The following is a 24558-nucleotide window of genomic DNA, read 5'->3' as shown; positions in this document are numbered from 1 at the left end:
TTGCGAGTCATCTCGCGGTTTTGGTTCGACGCGCTTACGCTTCTCTTTTCGCTCGCTTTTCAACGACCAAGCCCGGCTCCCATGGCGCCGGCTCGCGCACCTGCGGCCAAATCGGATTGTGAATTGCCAGGTCAATTTGTCGGGCAAGTTGCACCATTCCCTCATAGCCAGCGTAAGCGTGATGACGCTCCTGGTTGATGTCGAGCCAGGGCAGTTTTGCCTTTAGCGCTATATACTGGGTGCGTCCGCCCGACAGCATGATGTCGGCCTTTCTCTCGAGTAGAAGCGAGAAAAGCTCGCGCGGCGACATCGTCTCGAACAGGAGGTTCTCCTCCTTCAGGGTCTGTTTCACTCGCTCCCTATCTTCGAGCGTCGATTTCTTGACTGATGTGCCGACGATCTCCATGCCGATCTCCATCAGGGCATGGACGACCGACCAGGATTTCACGCCGCCTGTATTTAGAAGTACGCGCTTGCCCTCAAGGCGAGGTCGGTACGCTTCTAGCCTCTTCCACACCTTTTCCTCTTCCTTCGCTACAAGGATTTCCGTGCGCTGCAAAAGCGAGGGGTCAGCACCCTTCATTACAAGCAGATCGGCGATCCGCCGGAGCGCCTCCGAGGTGCCGGAAATGCCATAGAAGGAGCCCTCGAAAAATGGAATGTCCCACCGCTCCTGCATCTTACGTGCTAACGAAACGAACGCTGTCGAACACACCGTCATCGCTGCGCGTGAGCGGTGGGCGGAGGCGACTTGCAGATATCGCGCGTCTCCGGGAATACAGGCGCGGACGCGGATGCCGAGCTTATCCAAGAGCGGCTTCACCTGCCAGAACTCACCAGAGAGGTTAAATTCGCCGAGTATGTTGATGTCGCAAAGGCCTGGCTCATTGGGCTCCACAGTACCTATGACATGCTTGAGCAGCGCCTCGCCCGCTAGCTTGTTGCCGAGGTTTTTAGATCCGACAAAACCTGGCGCATTGACCGGCACCACCGGCAAGGCAAATTCGTCTGTCGCTCGCTTGCAAATAACGTCGATGTCGTCACCGATCATCGCTGTAACGCAGGTTGAATAGACAAAGATTGCCGCGGGCGCATACCCATCCTTGATTTCCCGGATCGCTTTAAAGAGCTTCCGTTCACTGTGGCCCATTACGATGTCGATTTCCGTAAGATCAGTCGTGAAGCTCGTGCGCCAAAGTGTTGGACCTGACGAGGCAGCGCCACGGTTGTCCCAGGAATTTCCCTCGCAGGCGAGCGGTGCGTGAATCAGATGTGCGACATCGGTGATCGGCTGCAGTGCGACCTTGGCGCCGTCGAAAGCGCAACCGCCGACGGCCGTTCCCGGGGCCATTGGCCTCGCGCAATTCCTTCGGCGCCCCTTCGGACCCTTGCTGCCGCCCCTTTCACTCGCGAGCTCGTGGAAGGCGTCTTTGATTTTGGCGTTGAGCGAGGACATTCGTCTGCCTTCAAATCTGGTGGAGAGAAAGGCCGCCTGACCCCGTTCTTAGCGAGTGAGGTCATACGAATAGTCTGTCACACCCGCGTGCATTGTTTCGCGATCGAGGGTGTCGAAGATCTTGTCCAGGATCGTCGTTAAAAGACGCAGTCCGCCCTGGTAACCCATGAGGGGGAATCGATGATGATGGTGCCGATCGAAAATTGGAAACATCAGCCGAACCAATGGGGTGCCGGTGTCCCGCTCGAGATACTTCCCGTAAGAATTGCCAATCAGAAGATCCACCGGCTCGGTGAAAAGCAGCGAGCGCAGTGCCCAGAGGTCCTTGCCTGGCCAAACCTGTGCATTCTTCCCGAAGGGCGAGGATGCGAGGAGTTCCTTCATCTCGTTCTCCCAAGCTGAGGTGCCGTTTGTGGCGAGGCAGTGGATTGGTTCGCCGCCGGTCTCCATGATGAAGCGCGCCATCCCAAAAACGAAATCTGGATCACCGTAAATCGCGTATTTTTTTCCATACAGCCAAGCTTGGCTGTCCGCCATCGCGTCAATGAGTCGCCCGCGCTCCAGGCGGATCGTCTCGGGAATTTCTCTCCTGGAAATCACAGATATCGCCATCAGGAGTTCGTCGGTAGCTTCGACGCCGAGAGGGTAGCGGAAGGAGGTCGTCGCTTGTCCAACGTCTCTGCAGTAATCTAACGTCTTGCGAGTGTTGTAATATTGCAGGGACAACGTCCCCTCCGCGTTCAACGCCGCCTTCACGTCATTGATTTTGGTCCCCCCGTCATACATCCTAAAGTTGCCATCGGAGGGGGTATCGAACTGATCTGATGCGTCCTGGATGAAGATGTAATTCACTTGCATCAAATTGAGCAGGCGTTTTAATTCGCGATTGTTCCCAACGCAGAAGCCATCAAATCCAGGAATGATGTTGATAGAAGCGGTCGCTTCACTTCGCGCGGTGCCCCTCCAGAAATTCTCCAGCACACCTTTTACCATGCTGTCGTAGCCATCGACATGGCTGCCGACAAAGGCTGGTGTGTGGGCGAAGGGGACATCGAAATCGCGCGGGACCGAACCTTCGCTTTTGGCATTTTCGATGAAACCATGCAGGTCATCTCCGATGACCTCTGCCATGCATGTGGTCGACACCGCGATCATCTTCGGGTTATAAAGCTTGTATGTGTTGGCGAGACCGTCGACCATATTTTTCAGGCCGCCAAATACAGCCGCGTCTTCTGTCATCGATGACGAGACCACCGATGACGGTTCCTTGAAATGGCGTGATAGGTGCGATCTGTAGTAGGCAACGCAACCTTGGCTGCCATGGACGAATGACATCGTTCGCTCGAATCCCGCCGCTGCGAAAACCGCGCCGAGTGGCTGACAGGCTTTGGCTGGATTGACGACAAGGGCTTGGCGGGCCAAGTTTTTCTCTCGGTATTCCCAGGTCTTCGTGAATTCGCGCTGCTCTGACACGACCTGATCCGGGTGTGGGCGTTCGAATTTCAGCTTTTTCTCGGCTAACATTTGCCTATATTCCGGCTCGCAGAACAAAGGCGCATGGTCGAGAGCTTTCTCGGCTGATTGCGGCATAGGGTCACCTCTTTCGATCTGGCTGCGACATGGAGGAGGTACAGAGACCTTCGATCCGGGTAAGGCCTCCGCGGTTTCTTCGAGAAATTCTAGGTTCTCATGCTAGGGCCACTCCCGCCAAAGCGCGGTCATTCTTCCAGGGCGCATGGTAAAGACCCCAAACGGGATTGTTGATGGCCATGTCCATGTCCCGGGCGAAAATCGAGAAACCGTCATAACCGTGATACGGACCAGAATAGTCCCACGAGTGCATCTGACGGAACGGAATGCCCATTTTCTGCACCGGGTATTTTTCCTTAATGCCCGACCCGACGAGATCCGGCCGAATTCCCTCAATGAATTTCTCTAGTTCATAGCTAGTCACGTCGTCGTAGATCAGCGTACCTTCCTTTACGTAGTGGCTGGTGCGCTGATAGTCGTCGCCGTGACCAAATTCGTAGCCGGTTCCTACGATTTCCATTCCGAGGTCCTCATAGGCGGTAATGACGTGACGAGGACGCAGTCCGCCGATGTAGAGCATCACCCGTTTGCCAAAGAGGCGCGGCCAATACTTGTCGACCACAGCCGAGACGAAGGGTCGGTATTTGGCGATGACTTTTTCGGTTCTATCTTCGATCTCCGGACCGAAATGCTTGGCTATGTTGCGCAGCGAGGCTTCGATCTGGAATGGGCCAAAGAAATTATACTCCATCCATGGAATGCCATATTTTTCCTCCATGTGCCTGGAGATGTAATTCATCGACCGATAGCAGTGAATGAGGTTGAGCGTAGCTCGAGGCGCGCGCTCCACTTCGGCGAGAGTTGCATCTCCCGACCAATTGCCGACCACGCGCAGTCCGATCTCTTCGAGCAGGATGCGCGATGCCCATGCATCGCCGCCAATGTTATAGTCGCCTATGACATTTACGTCGTAGGGACCCGCCTCGAATTTAAAGTCTTTCTTGTCGAAGACCCAATCTCGAATTGCATCGTTCGCGATGTGGTGGCCAAGCGATTGCGACACACCACGGAAGCCTTCGCAGCGCACCGGCACGACGGTCGTCGTGTGTTCTTTGGCCTTTTTTCGCGCCACCGCCTCAATGTCATCGCCAATCAGACCGATCGGACATTCGGACTGCAGGCTGATGCCATTGCTTAACGGGAAAAGTTCAGCAATCTCGTCGATGACCTTTTCCAGTTTCTTGTCACCGCCAAAAACGATGTCCTTCTCCTGGAAATCGGAGGTAAATTGCATGGTCACGAAAGTGTCGATGCCTGTCAGACCGACGTAATAGTTGCGACGTTGCGACCAGGAATATTGACCACAGCCCACAGGCCCGTGTGAAATGTGAACCATATCCTTGATCGGTCCCCAGACAACGCCCTTTGAACCGGCATAGGCGCATCCTCGGATCGTCATCACGCCAGGAACAGACTTGATGTTCGACTTTACCTCGCACTCGCTAATTGCGTTTGGGTCCTCGCCGGCGCCCTTTTCGCTCATTGCCACGCTAAGATGTTTACTACGGCGCTTCGCTGCTTTGCCCGGATATTGCGACAGCACGTCTGATATAAGCTTCGCATGGAAGTCACTGTCATTGTCGTATTTGAGGCTCATTGAACCTACCCCTTACAAATTCCGGATGAAAACCTCCCTCGCGGGATGGCGGGCGCTTTGCCTGTCGCTGCGCGCTCGTGTCAGTGTGATCACGGGGCAGCTATCAACCTGGCATCCCTGGCTTGAAGTTCGGCAAGCATCTGCTCATCGGTTTTCATGATCCCGAAATCGAGAAGCATGTCCTCAAGTTCTTCCATAGTGATGGGGGTCGGGACGGTGCCTTTGCCAGAATTGTCATGTATTCTTTGGGCAAGTGTGCGGTACTCGGCCGCTTGCTGAGAGTCCGGCGCATATTGGATCACCGTCATCTTTCTAAGTTCGGCATGTTGGACAATGTTGTCGCGTGGTACGAAGTGGATGAGCTTGGAATTGAGTTTGGCAGCCAGCGCTTCGGCGAGGTCGAGTTCGCGGTCGGTCTGACGCTCGTTACAAATGAGGCCACCCAGGCGCACGCTGCCGCCTGCAGCATATTTCAGGATGCCCCTGGCGATATTGTTGGCGGCATAAAGCGCCATCATTTCGCCGGACATGACGATGTAGATTTCCTGAGCTTTGTTTTCACGGATCGGCATCGCGAAGCCGCCGCACACAACGTCACCGAGCACGTCATAAGACACGTAGTCGACATCGTTGTAGGCGCCGTTCTCTTCGAGAAAGTTGATCGACGTGATAACGCCGCGTCCCGCGCAGCCGACGCCTGGCTCCGGGCCGCCAGACTCCACGCATTTGATACCTTTATAGCCTACCTTGAGCACGTCTTCGAGTTCAAGATCTTCAACCGAACCCCTCGTTGCTGCGAGATCAAGAACCGTATCCTGGGCCTTCGAGTTCAAGATCAGGCGCGTAGAGTCCGCCTTAGGGTCACAGCCAACGATGAGGATCTTCTGTCCATGGTCCACGAGGGCGGCTAGCGTGTTTTGGGACGTAGTGGACTTGCCAATTCCGCCCTTTCCATAGAATGCAATTTGACGCAGAGCTGCCATGTGTGGCGTTCCTTCGTGTGTTCGAGGCGATGCGGTTATCCCGCAACGCGGATGCGGAGGCGGTCCCGCTGCCTCGCAATAGCTCTCAAGATTCGTGCCAAGCGGTCCGATTGAGCTGACGAACAATAATTCGCCGCGATTCCAGCTATGTGGGCGCAAAATACGGGATTGAGAACAAGAACGCTTGTCACGTAACCGACAAAGGTGATGACAATGTCGAAATAGATTGTCACCCTCTGAGGGCCAATGAATGGTGGCCGTTTGTGCAATATCTGACCAACCGGCAGGATGTCTCATTTATCCATGCGTAGCTTCTAGGACTTTGTAGAGCAGCCATCACCAGACCGGCCGTAACAAATTCTGATCACTTGCCGCAAAGCGCTGTCTCCGGCGATGAAAAGCGCCATGCCGCGTCTGGTGCCTGCATAGGGTTAACGTCCTACTCTGCTGTCCATTATGATAGTGGCAGTGATGTCAACGAAGCTCTCGCCCCCGCACACACGGTCAGCAATCATGACCCTTAGACGACGAAGAAGGCGCCACTTGTGACAACACGTCGTACGGCATGGTCCAAGTTACCTAATAGCTGCTTCTTCAAGGGCACCCGCCCGGCGTAGATCGTTCAGAAAGCTCCGCTTTTCAGTAGCGTCCCATCCTTCGCCAACTTCAGAACAAATGATCTGCTCGTAATTTTCGAGGCCTTCGCCGAGTACCATTTCTCGCGTCAGGGATCTAAGTTGGCAAATTCCAAATGGCCTATTTAGTGGGGTACGTCATGAGTTACGGCATTGTCGCTCCTTTGTCGGTTACGTGACAGGCATTTTTGTTCTCAATCCCGTATTTTGCGCCCACATAGCTGGAATCGCGGCGAATTATTGTTCGTCAGCTCAATCGGCCCGCTTGGCACGAATCTTGAGAGCTATTGCGAGGCAGCGGAACGGCCTCCGCATCCGCGTTGCGGGATAACCGCATTGGTTTGAACACGTTAAGGAGTACCAGGCATGCCCGACTTAAAGGTAGGAGAGACCGCCACGAACCCACTCCAGATCGTTGATTGAGGGTGCTAGGGTGATGCCGCTAGCGACGAACCAAAAAGGAGCAAGATATTGACCCTTACAGAAGCTGTCCAGCCGTGTCGGGTTCAGAGAACCTGTGTTCGCAATGCAATACGAAACCAGAGGTTGACCGGTCCCAAATTACCGCATCCCAAACTCAAACAGCGACGAAGGACACAAAAATATGGCCCTTGAAGTTTCATTCCTATTTGGTGGTATCTCAACAGAGTATGACGGATCCATTACTTCCTTAATAAATGTCATCTCCTCCTATTTAGCTCTCAGCGATGAAAAGCGACCATTCGCTGTGAAACATCTGTATCACATTAGCCGAAACGATGGTCTTGTCCGCACAATCCCATTCTGCAGTGTGCTTACAATCGAGAAGCTTCAGGCCTATCTTTCCGACACTAGCACTCTCCCTGGAGATACACTGCTTACCACCTTTGATTCGATCAAATCTCGCGATGAATACGTCGTGAATTTGTTGCACGGACAGTTCGGAGAGGACGGAGGCGTCCAGACGCTCGCGGCGCTTGCAGGTCTAAGAGGCACTTTCGGCGACCCACACGTCGCGTCGTTGACGATGAATAAATACGCAATGTCGGCCTTCGTATCCTCGGTATTGCCCGCTGAACTCGTAAGAGTGCCAGAGACAACACTCGTAACACCGGCAAACGTTGCCGATTCATTAGAAATCGTGAAGTCATTGAGGCACTCGATCGTAGTGAAGCCGAATTCACTTGGTTCATCACTATTTGCCAAGTTATTCCATGAGCCTTCCAATTCGAAGACGGAGATTGAGGCCCTTCTTCACACGATATTTGCCCACGATAAGGCAGCGCTTATTCAAGAGTTCATTCCCGGTGACGAGTATACATGTGGCTGTATAATAGGATCGCGTATGATCACAACACTTCCGATCGTAAAACTCGAAGCGGATATGCAATTTTGTGGGCGCGACCAAAAATACTCTAGCAGAATCGCCAAGAAAAAAGTAATAAGCGACAATAGTGATATTTTCTTCAGGCTACAGTCAATAGCACAAAAGATCGCTTCTTCACTCGATTTTTACAATATGGTGCGATTCGATTTCAGAGTTTGCAAGGAATCGAATATTTGGTTCTTGGAATGCAATTACATTCCCGGGCTAGCTGAAGGTAGCTCATTCGAAAAAATGCTTCACCGTCATGGCATGACAGTCATAGACCTAATAGCGCGCGTCATGGCAGACTCAAATCCTTATCGAAAGCCTGGCCATTATATCGAATACGAGCGTGTTAATGAGTCTTGAACAGGGGAGGCTCGGCGTCGCCAGACGATCGAGGACCTTCTCACCCTCGAGGTGGAGAGGCCTTGGCAGGCCTCCAATACCTACGCTGACGCAGCAACAGCACTTTGAAAGCGGTCGCGATATGAACCACATGGAATTCCTCGCGCAGACCCCGTCCGTAGATGCGCCGACGCTTTGGTCATTCGTGAAGATGCACGGGTTGGAAAACTATTTCGTGATTGTCGATCGGCGTGAGGTCGCAAAGCCGTTTGACGTCGAGGACATCGTCAGGATTTGCAGTACAAACGTCGGAGCTGGCGGCGAACAACTGCTCACGATCGAACGACCCTCCGACGAGGGACGAAAGGCAGGCGCTTACGCGCAGATGAGAATCTTCAACATCGACGGCAAGGAAGTCGGTGCGTGTGGGAATGCTACGCGCTGCGTGGCTTACTTGTTGCTTGAAGAGACGGAGACTGAGGAAGTCCTGATCGAGACCAAGTCCGGGGTGCTGCAATGCTGCGGAGCAGGTCTTCGGCAGATCAGCGTTAAATTGGGGCCGATTAGCCTGGACTGGCAGCAAATCCCGTTGAGCCGCGAAATCGATACCCGTCATGTCCTTTTGACAAGCGGACCTCTTTCCAATGGGGTCGCGCTGAACATTGGCAATCCGCATGCTGTGTTCTTCGTCGATCAACTCGTCGTCGACGACATCCCGACCTATGCCCCGGTCGTGCAGAACGATCCGCTTTTCCCGGAAGGCGTCAACGTTGGCGTGGCCCAGATCGTCGACTCGCAAACCATACGCCTCGCCGTGTGGGAGCGTCCCGGCATTCTCACCAAAGCATGCGGGACCGGGGCTTGCGTTGCCGTCTATGCTGCGAAGATGCGAGGTCTCGTGAATTCTCCCAAGGTCACGGTACACCTTCCCGCGGGCGAACTTCAGATCGAGCTTGTCGAAAACAACATGGTGATCATGACCGGTCCTGTCGCTTTCTGCTGCCACGGTTTCATTGAAGGAGGAAATCCCAGCACTCCTGTGCTGGCATTGGCATGAGCTGATGGGCATTCTCCAACCATAAAAGGGGAATGCGATGACTATCATAATAATCAGCGCGATTCTTTGTATCGCGGTCCGCCCCGATGACATCCCAAAAACGTGAAGCGATGCGGAAGATCGTTGTAGCAGTGCAATAGGGACCGCCATCAGAACCAAGGAATGATAAGGCAATGAAGGTAACTGCATCGTATCCCCACGGTGACGGCCGTCTTGTGATGTGAAGCCGAACATTGGAAGTCCTGGTGGTAGCACTGGGAGTAGTCCTATGACGAAGCAGCATATTGAGGTGATCACGTCGGTCGAGCGTCGACGCGTTGTCTCGGATGTGGCGCGCTCGGCCGGGATTCATGTCAGTCAGCTATTCCGGTGGCGCAAAGAGCTCTGCCAAATGTCAGCGCCGTCCCTGCCGCCATTTGTCCCGATTGAGGTCGTGACGGCATTGCCACCACCCGATCCCGTGGAACCGGCACCACGGGCGCGCAAGAAGACAAGTATCGTGACGATCGAGCTTGGCCGCGGCCGGCGCATCCGAGTGGACAGCGATGTTGATACTGAGGCGCTCGGGCGGATCTTGGATGTTGTGGAGCGGCGATGATCCCGGTTCCGAACGGTGTGAAGGTGTGGCTGGCGACGGGCTATACGGACATGCGGCGGGGATTTCCTGGCCGGTCGCTGATGGATACGGCCGATCGGCTTCCCGACGACCTTGCCAGCGCGCATGCGATGATCCTCGCCGAGCGCGCGGCACGCCGTGAAGCCGAGGCCGTTGCTGCCCGTGCCCAGGCGGTGAACTCACATTCGGATGCGCTGATTGCCCGGCTGAGGCTGGAGATCGAGAAGCTCAGGCGCGACATCCACGGCAGCCACTCGGACCGGAAAAGTGAGCGCTATGCCCGTGAAGGCATCGACCTCAGCCTCTCGACGCTTGCCGACCAGGTTGGCGCTTGCACCGCGGTCTTGAAGTCGCTGCATGGCTTGATCGAAACGCATGTGCTGGCCGCCGAGCGTCTGCATGGCGATGACACGACCGCGCCGATCCTGGCGAAGGGCAAGACCGATACCGGGCGCATATGGACCGATGTCCGGGATGATCGGCCGTTCGGCGGAACATCACCGCCAGCAGCTCTCTATTATGTCTCGCGCGATCGGCGGCAAGAACACCCGGAACGGCATCCGAAGACCTTCACCGGCATTCTGCAGGCTGATGCCTATGGTGGCTACAATCCGCTGTTCAAGGCGGAGCGCCATTGCGGTCCGCTGACCCAGGCATTGTGCTGGTCGCATTCGCGTCGCAAGTTCTTCGTGCTTGCCGACATCGCTACCAACGCCAAACGGGGAAGAACGCGACGCCGATCTCGCCGATGGCGCTCGAGGCCCTGAAACGGATCGATGCCCTGTTCGATATCGAGCGTGACATCAATGGTCTCGCTGCAAGCGAAAGACTGGCGCGATGTCAGCGGGACAGCCGTCGTCTTGTCGAAGAGCTTGAGGCTTGGATGCGGGCCGAGCGGACAAAGCTGTCGCGCAGTTCACCGGTCGCCGAGCCAATCGACTACATGCTAAAGCGCTGGGAGGGCTTCACGTCCTTCCTGGACGACGGTCGGATCTGCCTGACCAACAATTCCGCCGAACGCGCTCTGCGCGGCTTCGCTCTTGGCAGGAAGTCGTGGCTGTTTGCGGGTTCCGATCGTGGTGCCGATCGCGCGGCCTTCATGGCGACGATGATCATGACCGCCAAGCTCAACGATATCGATCCGCACGCATGGCTTGCCGATGTCCTGGCACGAATTGCTGGCATGCCGACAACAAAGCTTGCAGAGTTGCTGCCGTGGAATTGGACAGGTCCGCGTCCTATGATGGCGTTGGCATCATGACCGTCGATCGCATCGCCAGGCTACATATCCAACTCGAGGATATCGACCCTTTGATCTGGCGCAGGGTCGAGGTTCCATTCACGATGAGCTTGAAGGGGCTCCACGATGTCATTCAGGCCGTGATGCTGTTCGAGGATTATCATCTGTTCGAGTTCGAGGCTGGTGGGCGGTGTTACGATGTGCCGGATCCAGAAGACCTCTATGAACGCAAAACCTTCGCGTTCGCAACGTCCGCATCGCGGCACTCATCGAGCGTGGGATCGTGACCTTTAGCAACACCTATGACTTTGGTGATAACTGGCGGCACACTATCACGGTCGAGGCAGTGGAGGATGGAAACCCCAGCATCGAATATCCGCGCTTCATCGATGGTGAGCGCGGAGCGTCGCCGGAAGTAGGTCTGACCGGTCTGGTTACTATTCTCACCACTCCCAGCTCAATATGTAGGCGGCGTGGTCGCGCTGAGAATTCCGCTCTGTCGGTCATCGACGTCGCGGAAGCGGTGAGGCAGACGGCTATCGAAATAATAGCCGCCGCCTTGCTGGGCAAAATGAGAAACTGACCCCCTAACGAAATCAAGAATGCAGGACGGAGATTTGCTTCAGGCTGATGATGTGGTGGCAATGTTGCGGCTGCATGAGCTTGGTTGGGGCGCCAAGCGATTATCGAAGGAATTCGGCTGCGCCCGGAATACGGTTCGGCGATATCTGCGAGAGGGCGGCGTAGCGCCTTTCAAAAAAACCGGTTCGCCGGACGGCTTTCGATGGACTTGATGATTGGCTGCGCGAGCGTTTCTTCCGGCACGATGGCAACGCAGACGTGATCCGCAAGGAGCTGGCGGCCGAGCACGGCATCATCATCGGCCTGCGCTCAGTGGAATTGAAGGTTCGACATTGGCGGCGAGAATTGAAAGCTCAAAAACGTGCGACAGTCCGCTTTGAGACGGCTCCCGGCCATCAAATGCAGATCGACTTTGGGGACACGAAGGTATGGATCGGCGGCGAGCGCGTTCGCATCCATGTCTTCGTCGCAACGCTAGCTTACTCGCGGCGTTTGCATAAGCGGATGGAAGGCGCTTTCCTAATCGACAATGCGAAGGCGCTCGTCGAGCATCATGATGCGGCGACACGAGAAGTGAGGTCCAACGAGCGTCTACATACCTTTGCTCGATATTGGGGCTTCACACCACGGGCTTGCGCGCCCTCTAGAGCACGTACGAAGGCAAGGACGAGCGCGGTGTCGGCTACGTCAAGAAGAACGCGATCGCTGGTCGCCACTTCGAGAGCTGGGCCGCATTCGAGGCGCATCTGGATCGGTGGACGCGAGAGGTTGCCGATCAACGCGAACATGGCACCTCCGGCATCAAACCGGCAGACCGTTTTGTCGATGAGGCCAAGGCGCTACGCCCACTGGCAGGTCGGGCATGCTTCCATACGTCTTCCATGAAGGCAGACGCGCTATCGCATGACTATCGTCATGCCCGAGAGGGCGATATCAGCCAAAAATTCTAGCATGAAATCGCCGCCGATACCGACAAAAGCCATCAGACTGCGCCGCCAATCACAAATTCAACGATATTTCGAGCCTTCCAGATGTTCGCCGGATTTTGCGGGACGGTTTCAACCACATTGAAGATCAAAGGGACCGCAATTTTTCAACTACTTCGTTTGCAACCTGACGCATCACACCCACAAAAAGATCGGCGTGAGTGGATCTCAGTGCCTTGGCCGGTCTCCACAGATTCAGTTGGTACGGCACAGGCACACTAAAGCGACGCAGGGCAACGCCTTTCGCGGCATAGTGGGAAGCTGTCAAAGGATTGACGATGGAGACGCCAACTCCGGAAGCGACCATCGAGCAGACGCCTGTGGCCGTCGTTGCTTCCACGCAATATCTTCGAGAGATGCCCTCGGCCTCGAAGATCAGATCGATCTTACGGCGGTACGGATCCTCTTGAGCGAAGTAGACGAAATCAGTGCCTTGGAAATCCTTCGGCTCCAACGCGCTCTTGGACGTAAGGGCATGGTTGCGAGGAAGCACGCATACGACTTCACCAACATCGATGGTTTCCGTGGTCGCATTATCGGCTTCGAAGCTCCCTTCCGTCAAACCTATGTCGAACATCTGGGTGGTCAGATCGTGCCGCAGTTGAACTTCCTCGAGAGAATGTATCGATAGATGGACTTGCGATCGACTTTTCAGGAAACGTTCTGCGACCAATGGTAGGAACGCCTCGGCATAGGCGGGAAGGCTCGCGATCCTCAAGTGAGCCGCGTTATGTTGCTTAATAGCTAATGCAACGCGGCTGATTTCCTGCATCCCCACGAAAGACCGGCTTACGGCGGAGTGAAGAAGTAGAGCTTGATTGGTCGGAGAAAGGCGCTTGCCGAAGCGATTGAAAAGTTCGAAGCCGAGATAGGCTTCAAGCTCCCGAAGCTCTCTGCTAACCGTCGGCTGCGAGGTGCCGAGCGTCTCCGCGGCAGCAGTAGTGCTCTTGTAGATCATCACAGCATTGAAAATTTCAATCTGACGCTGACTCAGTCGCATGAAGCCCACCTCCTATATATCACGAATGAATTAGAGGTGATCAAATTAGTATTTTGTCACGTTTTTGTCATCTGCAAAGATCAGATCAAGGAATTGCTAATAATGCGAGACGCAGATGACACTTCTGAACGAAAATGAACGCGCAGCACGATCGTCAGCGCTCCACCACGACAGCGTTTCTTATGAGAATGGTCAACTGTTTATCGAAGAGATGTCGGTTGGCAAAATAGCCGATGCAATTCCAACACCGTTCTACTGCTACAGCGCCTTTACGATCACCAACGCCTACCGACTATTGGCCGACAAGCTCGGCGCGTCACGAACTCTGATCTGTTTTGCCGTCAAAGCGAATAGCAACGTTTCAGTGCTGCGACTGCTCTCGGGTCTAGGTTGCGGTATGGACATTGTATCAGGGGGCGAGTTGGAGAGGGCGTTCGCCGCCGGCGCGCCGCCGTCCAAGATTGTTTTTTCCGGCGTCGGCAAAACCCGAGCGGAGATTTCTCGCGCCTTGGAGGTCGGCATCCATCAGATCAATGTCGAATCGCCCGCCGAGCTCGATGTAATCCGCGACATCGCTCGATCGCTCGGTCGTAGGGCGCCTATCGCCTTCCGGGTAAATCCCGACGTCGATGCAAAAACCCACGCGAAAATTAGCACAGGGAAAAAAGGAGACAAGTTCGGAATTCCGCTGGAGGAAATCCCGGAATTGTACGCGAGGGCCGAAGCTTCGGCCGAACTCGATGTGGTTGGTCTTGCTGTGCACATTGGATCACAACTCCTAGACCTGTCGCCTTACCGGGTAGCGTACGAACGGCTCGCGGACCTGGTCAAGGCACTACGGTCTTGCGGTCACCTAGTACGGCGCCTCGACTTGGGAGGTGGCTTGGGAATCTCCTACGATTTCGGAGCCGGGCCTGATGTCGGTGCGTACGCGAAGATTATCGAGGAAGCGTTCAATGACATTGATTGCGAACTCACCGTCGAACCCGGTCGGTGGCTTGTCGGACCGGCGGGCTTGCTGGTCACCGAAGTGCTATATGTGAAGAATACTGGCAATATGGCGACCGTCATCGTTGATGCCGCCATGAACGATCTCATGCGACCCTCGCTCTATAGCGCCATCCATCCGGTACTTCCGCTACAAGATATCAACGGTGGCGACTCTTCAACGTATCAGTTGGTCGGTCCTGTCTGCGAAACTTCCGATGTGTTCGGAAACTATGAAGGCCTACCCAAGCTTCGGGCGGGGGCTCGACTCGCATTCGGGTGCGCAGGCGCCTACGGGGCATCGATGGCTTCTACCTATAATTCCAGAGATCTGATCGCCGAAGTCCTTGTCGATGGCGCCCGGTTCCGGGTCATTCGGCGTCGCCAGACGATCGAGGACCTTCTCACCCTCGAGGTGGAGAGGCCTTGGCAGGCCTCCAATACCTACGCTGACGCAGCAACAGCACTTTGAAAGCGGTCGCGATATGAACCACATGGAATTCCTCGCGCAGACCCCGTCCGTAGATGCGCCGACGCTTTGGTCATTCGTGAAGATGCACGGGTTGGAAAACTATTTCGTGATTGTCGATCGGCGTGAGGTCGCAAAGCCGTTTGACGTCGAGGACATCGTCAGGATTTGCAGTACAAACGTCGGAGCTGGCGGCGAACAACTGCTCACGATCGAACGACCCTCCGACGAGGGACGAAAGGCAGGCGCTTACGCGCAGATGAGAATCTTCAACATCGACGGCAAGGAAGTCGGTGCGTGTGGGAATGCTACGCGCTGCGTGGCTTACTTGTTGCTTGAAGAGACGGAGACTGAGGAAGTCCTGATCGAGACCAAGTCCGGGGTGCTGCAATGCTGCGGAGCAGGTCTTCGGCAGATCAGCGTTAAATTGGGGCCGATTAGCCTGGACTGGCAGCAAATCCCGTTGAGCCGCGAAATCGATACCCGTCATGTCCTTTTGACAAGCGGACCTCTTTCCAATGGGGTCGCGCTGAACATTGGCAATCCGCATGCTGTGTTCTTCGTCGATCAACTCGTCGTCGACGACATCCCGACCTATGCCCCGGTCGTGCAGAACGATCCGCTTTTCCCGGAAGGCGTCAACGTTGGCGTGGCCCAGATCGTCGACTCGCAAACCATACGCCTCGCCGTGTGGGAGCGTCCCGGCATTCTCACCAAAGCATGCGGGACCGGGGCTTGCGTTGCCGTCTATGCTGCGAAGATGCGAGGTCTCGTGAATTCTCCCAAGGTCACGGTACACCTTCCCGCGGGCGAACTTCAGATCGAGCTTGTCGAAAACAACATGGTGATCATGACCGGTCCTGTCGCTTTCTGCTGCCACGGTTTCATTGAAGGAGGAAATCCCAGCACTCCTGTGCTGGCATTGGCATGAGCTGATGGGCCGTTTCTTTAGACAACCAAAAGGGGAATGCGATGACAACTAGAACTATCAGCCTGGCACTTAGCTTCGCGGCGATGGCCGTAACACAAGTCTCTGCAGTCCGCGCCGAAAACATTCCGGAAAACTTGAAGGGTTCCGGAGAGGTCGTTGTGGCAGTCGACGGCGGAAGCTACGAGGCGGCGCTTCGAAAGGCGTTCTTCGACCCGTTCACCAAGGATACGGGAATCAAGATCGTGGTCGTTCCCTCCAATCCCGGAAAGCTGCTTGCATCAGTAAAAGTCGGTCAGCCGGATGCGGATCTGACGTCCGTTTCCGGCGGCGAGTTTCCCGGCTGGATCTCGAAGGACGCCGTTGAGCCGATGGACTACAGCTTCTTCGCGAAAGAAACTCTCTCAGCAATGCCCGAGCAACTCGTGGACAAGAACGGCGTCGGAGCCCTGCTCTATTCCGCCGTTATCGCCTTCAATACCAACAAATTCACTGCCGATGGGAGGCATCCGGACAACTGGGTCGATTTCTACGATGTGAAGGACTTCCCGGGGAAGCGAGCGCTCCCGAAGTGTGAACGTATACTCGCGGGCGGTCTTCTGGCAGGCGCTCTGCTCGGAGACGGAGTTTCGCCGGCGAATCTGTATCCACTCGACGTCGATCGCGGCTTCGCGAAAATCAAGCAGTTTAGGCCCAACGTGGGACGTTGGTGGTCCGGTGGAGCGGAAGCTCCGCAGAGCCTCATCTCCGGAGACGCCGATATGGCAGTTTCCTTCAACGGCCGCATTGCCATGGCCAAGCAGGAAGGTGCGCCCATCGCCTTCACATGGAACCAGTCGCTTCTTCAGTATGATTACTGGGTCATAATGAAAGGCTCGCCGAACAAAGAAAATGCAAGCAAGTTTTTGGCCTATATCTCGCGGCCTGTCCCTCAGTCGCAGTTCGCACTGGCCATGCGCTACGGGCCTGTCAACAAGGAAGCTTTCGGTCTTCTTCCGAAGGAAATCGCTGCGGATCTCCCCGGAGCGCCGGAAATCGCCGACAAGCAAATCTTCGAAAACTACAAATGGTGGGCTGAGATGCGTCCCGATGGCCGGACGAACTACGACGACGCAATGAGTCGTTGTGTAGAGATGCTATCGCAATAGGACCAAGCATCGGAAACCACGAGTGCTACGACAATGAAGATAACTGCCTCATCGAACAGCGTTGCGTATGGAGAGCCTGGCATCTTCCGAGGCCACTTCTCCTTCGCCGACCCTCGTCTTTCAGGATACATGTGGCCTCTGTGCGAGATCCGTGGCGATCGTGATGGGCCGAGGCTTTGTATCTCGGCAGGCGTTCATGTGAATGAGGTCGCCGCTATCGAGGCTGCTGTTCGCCTTCAGAAACTGTTCGATCCCCGAAAAATTCAGGGATCGGTTTCGATTATCCCGCTTGTGAACCAGCCCGCACTGTACAAATACAGCGAATACGTCTGTCCCCTCGATGGAAAAAACATCAATTTCTCGTTCCCAGGCGACCCCAACGGCTCGTTTTCTGAGATCCTCTGTGACGCAATAATGAACGAGTGGTGCGTGGGTGCGGATTGCTACGTAGATATGCACGGAGGTGATCTTCGAGAAAACGTTTCCAAGTTCACCATCTTCCAGCACACGGACGACCCAGTCCTGGACGAACGTGCAAGACGGATGGCGATGTGCTTCGACGCCGAACTCGTCGTCGGCCTCCCCGTTGCTCATATACCGAAGCCAGGCCGCCCGCCGACAGGATTTGCCTCGAAGAACAGGCTCGCAATCATGTCGGAGGCCGGCGCGAATGGATTAGTTGACGAAGCCTCAGTGCAATTTCATGTCGACGGCGTCCTTAATGTCGCACGGGCTCTAGGAATACTCGACACGCCGTCAACCGAATTCCAACGAGCACGGGTTCCTTGTGACGACTATATCTGGGTGGCCTGTCCGACAGACGGGGAGTTTTACTCGGAGGTAGAGCCTGGCGACCGAATTCATAAAGATCAGCGGCTCGGAACTATCTGCGATCTGTTTGGGGAAACCGTCGCGGAGATTGCCGCGCCCGAAACAGGATTCTTGCTGTGGCGCATAACGCACCCCTCCATTCCGAATGGGTCGCCGGTGCTAGCGATCGCTGTGGAAGAACGAGCAGCGAGCCAGCGTAAGGGAGACATTCGAACACAGCAAAGCCAGACAACGATCAGGCCATGGCACGGGACCAACGTTCGATTTAAACCAGAGCTACTTCAAAAAAAGGGGAATACAGATGAAAACCACAACGATTACTCAATCACTCACCGCGGTTTTGTTGCTTGCTGCCCTGTCGGCACCCGCCAAGGCTGACGAAGTACCCGCAAATCTTAAAGGTACAGGCGAACTCGTCATCACTTCCGGCGGCGGCACCTGGGAAGCGGCGCAGAAGAAAGCCTTCTTCGATCCTTTCACACGTGACACCGGCATCAAGGTGGTGTTGGTACCGGAAGATCACGCCAAATTGCTAGCTTCGGTGAAGCTTGGCCAGCCTGAAGCCGACCTCACATCTGTTCCCGGCGGTGCTCTCGCCGGCTTCGTCGAAAAGGACGCCGTCGAGAAAATCGACTACAGCCTATTCGCAAAGGACACCCTTGCGGAAATGCCGGAGCAGATGAAGAACGAGAACGGTGTAGGTGCGCTACTCTATTCGGTTGGTGTCGCCTACAACACCACGAAGTTTCCGAAAGGCCAAGAACCGAAAAACTGGGTCGATTTCTATGACGTAAAGAAATTCCCAGGCGCGCGAAGCCTTCCCAAATGCGAAAAGCTCGTCGACGGCGGTTTGCTTGAAGGTGCGCTTATGGGCGACGGCGTCCCCGCTGACAAGGTCTATCCCATCGACATGGACCGAGCATTCGCGAAAGTGGCGGTACTGAAGCCCCATGTCGGTCGCTGGTGGGTCGCCGGTGCAGATGCCCCTCAGAGTTTGATCAGTGGCGAGGTTGATATGGCCGATGCCTACAATGGCCGTATCTTCGGCGCTAAGAAGGAAGGTGCGCCGTTGGAATTTTCCTGGGATCAATCCTTGCTTCAGTATGACTTCTGGGTCGTCATGAAGGGTTCCCCGAATAAGGAAAACGCCGAGAAATTCCTGGCATACGTTTCTCGCCCGGAACCACAGGCTGCGTTCTCAGAAGCTATCTCCTACGGCCCGGTCAACGAAAAAGCTTTCAGCCTCGTATCGAAAGAACTGCTCGATATCCTTCCAGGATCTCCCTCCATCGCAAAGAAGCAGGTCTACCAGGACTACAGATGGTGGAACACCAAGAATGCCGATGGACGCACGAACTGGGACGTAGCACTCGAGCGTTGCGTAGCTCTCCTGTCGCAGTGAGGTGGCGCGGGACGCGCCACCTCCTAACGAAGAATTCGATACACGCCGCTCGTCCTTGACGAGCAGCGAAGGAGAAAGGCATCATGGACGTGGCAGCTTTCAATCCCGTCGCTTCGGCGTCTGAGGGGCTGGCCGAAAGACAAAAACCGATGAACCGATCCAACCGCAAATTAAAGATGGGCAGCGTTGTCGCAGCCACTCCACTTCTCGTCTTGTTGATCGGGTTCCTTGTCATTCCGCTGTCCTACATCTTCTGGGGAAGTTTCGAAGGTACGAAGCTGAATTTCGCACATTACGGACGCGTGTTTGCCAGTGCCGTGAACTTCAACATTCTCCTTCATACACTTCGCGTAGGTCTTATTGTCACCGTGGTCTCGCTTCTGCTGGGCTACCCGGTAGCCTATCTCCTGACCAAGGTTCGCTCGCTCTCTCTGTCCATTCTGAGCGTCTTCATTCTGATCCCTCTCTTCACAGCCTTTTTGATCCGGACTTATGCCTGGATGATCATTCTGGGGCGTGAAGGGATCATAAATAACGCGCTGATCTGGCTTGGCCTGATCAGCGCGCCTCTGCAACTCCTAAACACCACCTTCGCGGTTGTAGTCGGTATGACACACGTCTTCGTGCCGATGGCCATCTTCACGATGTATTCAGCAATGGCACGTATCGACCACGATTACGCGCATGCGGCCCAGATCCTTGGGGCGAAACCCGTTCAAGCCTTCCTTCGTGTGTATCTGCCGATGACGCTGCCAGGCGTATTTTCGGCGGGAATCCTGATTTTCATCACCGCCATCGGCTTCTACATCACGCCAGCTCTCCTCGGTGGACCGAGCGACACGATGATTTCGCAACTCATTGTAGATCAAATGACGACGCTTCTGAACTTTGAACTCGGATACGCTTCGTCTATGGTCCTGCTTTTCGTCACGATCGCAATCCTCTTCGTCGCGAGCTTGTTCATTCCCCTCGAAATGATCTGGTCGTCGGCGACGAGCTCGCCGGATAGCGAGCCTCGTGCTGCGGCTCGCCTGCTTAAGCGCGCAAAGCGAATGCTTGCTCCACTCGTCGCCGCTATTGAGGGAGGCACCCATGCGGTCACAAGAGCCCTGCTCACCAAAAATGGCGGTTGGCTTTGGGCTTACACGGTCGCGATCCTAATGTTCCTCACAGCGCCCTTGATCGTCGTGGTGATTCTCTCATTTAGCTCTTCGCCGTTCGTGGTGTTTCCTCCCCCGGGTTTCTCGCTGCAATGGTGGCAAAAGTTGGCGAATGCTGCGGACTGGCACCAGTCCTTCTTCTTCTCGATCCAACTCGGGATCGCCGCGGCATTCGTCGCTACGATCATTGGGACCATGGGCGCCTTCTGGCTCGTGCGCACGAAGTTCTTGTTTAAGAAGATGCTCTTCCTGGTCTCACTGTCTCCTCTTATGGTCCCGGTTGTAATCATCGCAACGTCTCTCTATGTATTCGAGGCTCGTCTCAAAATCCTTGGAACCTTCACGGGCTTGGTGATCGGACATGTGTTGCTGTCCGTGCCCTACGTCATAGTAGTGATGGCCGCCGCATTAAGGAACTTCGACGCCTCACTTGAACCAGCTGCCGCAGTCCATGGCGCTCGTCCGCATCAGGTGCTTCGCCTTGTGACACTTCCGATTTTGAAGCCGGCTCTTCTCACGGCAAGCCTGCTCGCGTTCCTCACATCGTTCGACGAACTTCTTGTCGGCCTCTTCCTTCTGGGACGTCAGACACCGACGCTTCCAATCAAGTTCTGGGCCGATATCAAGTATCAGATCGATCCGCTTCTTAGCGCAGCATCCACTCTCATCGTCGTGCTCGTTACGGCATCGATAATCACAGTCCAACTGATCCGCGTGCGTTACGAAAAGCGCACTGCGGCCAGTACGGCCGAATGATCGGAGACAAATATGTCCACTAGCCTTGAAATGAAAAACATTCAGAAGTTCTATGGCCCTCTGCATGTGGTGAAAGACTTCGATCTCCACATCCAACCCGGGGAGTTCGTTACGTTCCTGGGACCATCGGGCTCTGGCAAAACGACCGCCCTCAAGATGATCGCCGGCTTCGAAACACCGACATCAGGTGACATCTTCCTGGGCACTCGGTCGATCGTCGATCTTCCCGCTTATGAGCGCGGAATTGGCATGGTCTTCCAGAACTATGCGCTCTTTCCGCATATGACGGTCGCAGAAAACGTCGCCTTCCCCCTCACAGTCCGGAAGACGCCTCGCAAAGACGTCGAGGAAAAGCTCGCAAAGGCCTTGCAACTCGTCAAGATGGATCAGTACAGCAGCCGCTATCCCAACCAACTATCAGGTGGTCAGCAGCAACGCATCGCCTTGGCCAGAGCGATCGTGTTCAATCCGAGCATCCTGCTTATGGACGAGCCGCTCGGGGCATTGGATCGGAATCTGCGAGAGCACATGAAGATCGAAATCATGCGGATTCAGAAAGAACTCAACATGACGGTTGTCTTCGTAACTCACGACCAGGACGAGGCGCTAACAATGTCCGACCGCATAGCCGTGATCAACGAAGGTCGGCTCGTGCAGGTAGATGACAGCAAAGGTCTTTATAGTAAGCCCAAAAACCGCTTCGTCGCGTCATTCGTTGGAGAATCGAACATGATTCCCTGTCGCGTCGATGAGGCGGAAAACGGAGCGGGCAAGGTGACGATGGCAGGGATTTCTACCTGCTCAGCACAACTGACGGGTCAGTCCCAGGGTGACGATGGTTGGCTCTTTGTTCGCCCAGAGCATATCGACATCACCCCTGTGTCAACGTCTTCCGAGGCACTGAACTCCGTCGCCGGCGTCATCGAGAACGTGCTCTTCCTTGGTGAGATGACCAGATACCACATTCGGTGCGGTGACGAAACCATCATCGCTAAGCGGCAAAACCGCGGTCAACCCCACTATACCGGTGGCACCTCGGTAACGGTGTCTTGGAAACCCGAGCATTGCGTCATGCTGAACTAACTGAGGCGGGCGGCGTCGCAATCGAGGATAAACGTCGGCTTTTGATCCGGACGTGTCCGGGCAATTAGCTACGACACTTCATCGGAAGGGGTTGAGGTATGGCCGAGCTAGTTGAACGGACATCCTTCTACTCAGCGCCTCTTCTTCAACGGGGACTACAGTTACAATGACCTTTAAGCTTGCAGTTGGCGGCATCGAGCATGAAACGAATACATTTCGGCTCCAAGACGCGAAGTCTTCCGACTTTGATGTGGTGCGGGGAGACGCGCTCATTCTTAAGCACGAAGGGGTGCGATCCTATCTAGGCGGAATGCTGGATGCTGCGGCTAGTTTAGGTGCAACAGTGGTGCCAACTTTACATGCGGATGACGAGCCTTCGGGTATCATTGACGCGGACGCCTATGCACAAATGGTCGATGATCTGCTTTTACACATCAAGAGAGCTCTTCCTCTCGATGCGGTAGCTCTGGCTCTACATGGCGCAGGGGTCGCCCATGGCGTGAGCAATATTGAAGTAGACATTTGCGAAAAGGTTCGGCAACTCGTCGGTCCAGAAGTGAAAATCGTGATAACGCTGGATCTGCATGGGAACTTAAACCCGAGATTATCTGAATTAGTCGACGCGGCATTTGGCACTCGCTACCATCCTCATACGGATATGTTCGAAAGGGGTCAGGACGCGGTAAATATCATCCCTAGACTGCTGGATGGCAGCGTTATTCCAGAACTGTATATTGAGAAGATCCCCTTCCTACTAGCGCCCGTCACAACAATGTATGGTGTTGCCGCCGCAGTGAACGATCTTTGTCGACAATTTGAAAAGGACGACGACATTGTCTCGTGCACGTTCTTTCATGGCTTCCCGTACGTCGACAACTCGGACTTGGGGGCATCGGTACTTGTGGTGGCCAATGGCAATGCGGAAAAGGCCGGTGGTGCCGCGAAGCAGATTGCCCGTTTGGTCTGGGATTCTAGAGAGACCATTGGAGCACAATCGTTTTCCCCAGAAGCAGCCGTCGAAATCGCTTTATCATCGGGCGACTGGCCTGTGGCTGTACTCGACGGGGCAGATAATCCGGGGGGAGGATGCCCTGGCGATGGGACTTATCTCTTGCGCGCAATGCTTGAGGCGGATCTGCGAGAGGCTTGCTACGCTGCCGTTTGCGATCCAGCGGTTGTCAGACAGTCGCACGAGGCAGGTGTCGGTAAGACGATCCAGATAACCCTCGGCGGTAAGACCGATGAAATGCATGGTGCGCCCATCGAGGCAAACGCATATGTAAAAGCCCTAACTGATGGCCGCTTCATCCGTATGTCCGCTGAAGAAAAAGGACGGTCGATGAATGTAGGGCCGACCGTGCGGCTACAAGTAGGTGGCACCGAGGTCATCGTCGTTTCCGAGCGCCACCAGGTGTACGATCCTGAGATATTTTTGATGCATGGGATCGATGTATCGCGCTTCAAGATCGTGGGAATTAAATCGACCAACAAGTGGAGGGACGGCTTCGCCAGCATAATCAAGCGTGATTATCTCGCGGATAGCCCTGGCCTGATGAGCCAAGACCTGACCCGCTACGACTATAAGCAGATCCGACGACCATTGTGGCCCTTAGATAAGGAGACACGATACTAACCGATTATCTAGCGTAGCTGCCACCTTGGAGCGCGCGCTCCAAGGTATACCATCGATTATAGTCGCTTACTGCTTTGGAAGATCGTGCAAGGCGCTGCGCTAATGACCGAGATACAATGGCGTTCAAGCAGCTTTCGGGGGCAGCCAATCTTGTTGGGAATGCTCCGCTCGAAATGGCTACGCATCGGAACCTGGCCGTACTTGGTGGGCCACAATTAGACGACGCGGACAAGAGGTTTACCGCCGAGATTCAAAAGACCCTGTCGCCTACGGACATAAGGACGTCCTACGCGGAGTATGGGCTGCCGGAGAAGAATGAGGTGCTTTCAAGCGACATCTATTCGCCGCTGAACGGAAGGTTGACCCCATCGTCGTCGACGGACGTAGGAACACTGAGTTGGATCGTACCAACCGTCCAATGCCATGTGCCGTGTTATGCCGTCGGAACGCCGCCCCACTCGTGGCAACTCGTTGCGCAAGGCAAGGCACCGGCCGCACACAAGGGCATAGCACTTGCAGCCAAGGCAATGGCCGCCGTCGCCAGAGACCTCTTCATCAACGGAGGCCTTTTGTCTACTGCTAAGACCGAGTTTCAGCGTTTCAGAGCCGCGAATGAATTCAGAAATCCCATCGGTCGGAAATGACCCAACTGCTCGCAATGGGTGCGTTGAAGTAAGCGCTCCTTTTGGGTTCCCGCCGCCCTGTGTCTCCATGAGAGCCGCAAAG

Annotated in this window: 19 protein-coding genes and 2 pseudogenes; 16 read left to right on the top strand and 5 right to left on the bottom strand. The window is 55.1% G+C overall.

The window, feature by feature from the left end; all coding sequences use genetic code 11:
• Positions 1-34: 34 nt before the first annotated feature.
• The 4 genes from nifE to nifH form a co-directional block, all read right to left on the bottom strand.
• Positions 35-1456 (bottom strand): nitrogenase iron-molybdenum cofactor biosynthesis protein NifE, encoded by a 1422-nt coding sequence (gene nifE / locus EEQ99_RS30970; RefSeq protein ID WP_127431685.1) that lies wholly within the window; start codon positions 1454-1456, stop codon positions 35-37.
• A gap of 48 nt (positions 1457-1504) precedes the next feature.
• A complete protein-coding gene (gene nifK, locus EEQ99_RS30965; RefSeq protein WP_127431684.1) occupies positions 1505-3046 on the bottom strand; it encodes a nitrogenase molybdenum-iron protein subunit beta in 1542 nt (513 codons plus the stop codon).
• Positions 3047-3143: 97 nt separating this feature from the next.
• Positions 3144-4643, bottom strand: coding sequence for a nitrogenase molybdenum-iron protein alpha chain (gene nifD, locus EEQ99_RS30960; RefSeq protein WP_127431683.1), 1500 nt, complete (start codon positions 4641-4643; stop codon positions 3144-3146).
• A gap of 89 nt (positions 4644-4732) precedes the next feature.
• Entirely contained in the window at positions 4733-5626 is an 894-nt protein-coding gene (gene nifH / locus EEQ99_RS30955) for a nitrogenase iron protein (protein WP_127431682.1), read from the bottom strand.
• Between the two features lie 1239 nt (positions 5627-6865).
• On the opposite strand from nifH, the gene EEQ99_RS30950 reads away from it, so the two are divergent.
• The 7 genes and pseudogenes from EEQ99_RS30950 to EEQ99_RS30920 form a co-directional block, all read left to right on the top strand.
• Complete coding sequence (locus EEQ99_RS30950) at positions 6866-7975, top strand: D-alanine--D-alanine ligase family protein (protein WP_127431681.1); 1110 nt, start codon at positions 6866-6868, stop codon at positions 7973-7975.
• 121 nt (positions 7976-8096) lie between these two features.
• Positions 8097-9011: a diaminopimelate epimerase gene (gene dapF, locus EEQ99_RS30945; protein ID WP_127431677.1), complete on the top strand. Its 915-nt coding sequence runs from the start codon at positions 8097-8099 to the stop codon at positions 9009-9011.
• A 268-nt stretch (positions 9012-9279) separates the two neighbouring features.
• The gene (locus tag EEQ99_RS30940) at positions 9280-9609 is read left to right on the top strand and encodes a transposase (protein ID WP_127431680.1); all 330 of its coding nucleotides are present in this window, start codon (positions 9280-9282) and stop codon (positions 9607-9609) included.
• 263 nt (positions 9610-9872) lie between these two features.
• Positions 9873-10888, top strand: a pseudogene (gene tnpC / locus EEQ99_RS30935) (IS66 family transposase); the annotation flags it as partial.
• Positions 10885-11154 (top strand): plasmid pRiA4b ORF-3 family protein, encoded by a 270-nt coding sequence (locus EEQ99_RS35425; RefSeq protein WP_280178104.1) that lies wholly within the window; start codon positions 10885-10887, stop codon positions 11152-11154. The pseudogene tnpC and the gene EEQ99_RS35425, both read left to right, overlap by 4 nt.
• A complete protein-coding gene (locus EEQ99_RS35630) occupies positions 11151-11450 on the top strand; it encodes an IS1096 element passenger TnpR family protein (RefSeq protein ID WP_280178103.1) in 300 nt (99 codons plus the stop codon). Before EEQ99_RS35425 ends, EEQ99_RS35630 begins: the two co-directional genes overlap by 4 nt.
• A gap of 19 nt (positions 11451-11469) precedes the next feature.
• Positions 11470-12318: pseudogene (locus EEQ99_RS30920) on the top strand (IS21/IS408/IS1162 family transposase); the annotation flags it as partial.
• Between the two features lie 205 nt (positions 12319-12523).
• Here EEQ99_RS30920 and EEQ99_RS30915 read toward each other — a convergent pair.
• Positions 12524-13435 carry a LysR family transcriptional regulator gene (locus EEQ99_RS30915; RefSeq protein ID WP_127431679.1) on the bottom strand — a complete coding sequence of 304 codons (912 nt, stop codon included), beginning with the start codon at positions 13433-13435 and terminating at the stop codon, positions 12524-12526.
• Positions 13436-13550: 115 nt separating this feature from the next.
• Between EEQ99_RS30915 and lysA the strand changes: the two genes are divergently transcribed.
• From lysA to EEQ99_RS30870, 9 genes are all read left to right on the top strand, one after another.
• A complete protein-coding gene (gene lysA / locus EEQ99_RS30910) occupies positions 13551-14894 on the top strand; it encodes a diaminopimelate decarboxylase (RefSeq protein ID WP_127431678.1) in 1344 nt (447 codons plus the stop codon).
• A 13-nt stretch (positions 14895-14907) separates the two neighbouring features.
• Positions 14908-15822: a diaminopimelate epimerase gene (dapF, locus tag EEQ99_RS30905; RefSeq protein WP_127431677.1), complete on the top strand. Its 915-nt coding sequence runs from the start codon at positions 14908-14910 to the stop codon at positions 15820-15822.
• 41 nt (positions 15823-15863) lie between these two features.
• A complete protein-coding gene (locus EEQ99_RS30900) occupies positions 15864-16967 on the top strand; it encodes an ABC transporter substrate-binding protein (RefSeq protein ID WP_127431676.1) in 1104 nt (367 codons plus the stop codon).
• Between the two features lie 33 nt (positions 16968-17000).
• A complete protein-coding gene (locus EEQ99_RS30895) occupies positions 17001-18176 on the top strand; it encodes a M14 family metallopeptidase (protein ID WP_127431675.1) in 1176 nt (391 codons plus the stop codon).
• Positions 18100-19200, top strand: coding sequence for an ABC transporter substrate-binding protein (locus tag EEQ99_RS30890; protein ID WP_127431674.1), 1101 nt, complete (start codon positions 18100-18102; stop codon positions 19198-19200). Before EEQ99_RS30895 ends, EEQ99_RS30890 begins: the two co-directional genes overlap by 77 nt.
• 83 nt (positions 19201-19283) lie before the next feature.
• The gene (locus EEQ99_RS30885) at positions 19284-21116 is read left to right on the top strand and encodes an ABC transporter permease subunit (protein ID WP_244604873.1); all 1833 of its coding nucleotides are present in this window, start codon (positions 19284-19286) and stop codon (positions 21114-21116) included.
• A gap of 12 nt (positions 21117-21128) precedes the next feature.
• On the top strand, positions 21129-22199 hold the full coding sequence (locus tag EEQ99_RS30880) for an ABC transporter ATP-binding protein (RefSeq protein WP_127431673.1): 1071 nt from the start codon (positions 21129-21131) through the stop codon (positions 22197-22199).
• 166 nt (positions 22200-22365) lie between these two features.
• A complete protein-coding gene (locus tag EEQ99_RS30875; RefSeq protein WP_127431672.1) occupies positions 22366-23832 on the top strand; it encodes a M81 family metallopeptidase in 1467 nt (488 codons plus the stop codon).
• Between the two features lie 116 nt (positions 23833-23948).
• Complete coding sequence (locus EEQ99_RS30870; RefSeq protein WP_127431671.1) at positions 23949-24476, top strand: zinc-binding metallopeptidase family protein; 528 nt, start codon at positions 23949-23951, stop codon at positions 24474-24476.
• The last annotated feature ends 82 nt before the right edge of the window (positions 24477-24558 follow it).

The organism is Rhizobium anhuiense (assembly GCF_003985145.1).
Taxonomy (GTDB): domain Bacteria; phylum Pseudomonadota; class Alphaproteobacteria; order Rhizobiales; family Rhizobiaceae; genus Rhizobium; species Rhizobium anhuiense.
This window is presented reverse-complemented; position numbering and strand designations above follow the sequence as displayed.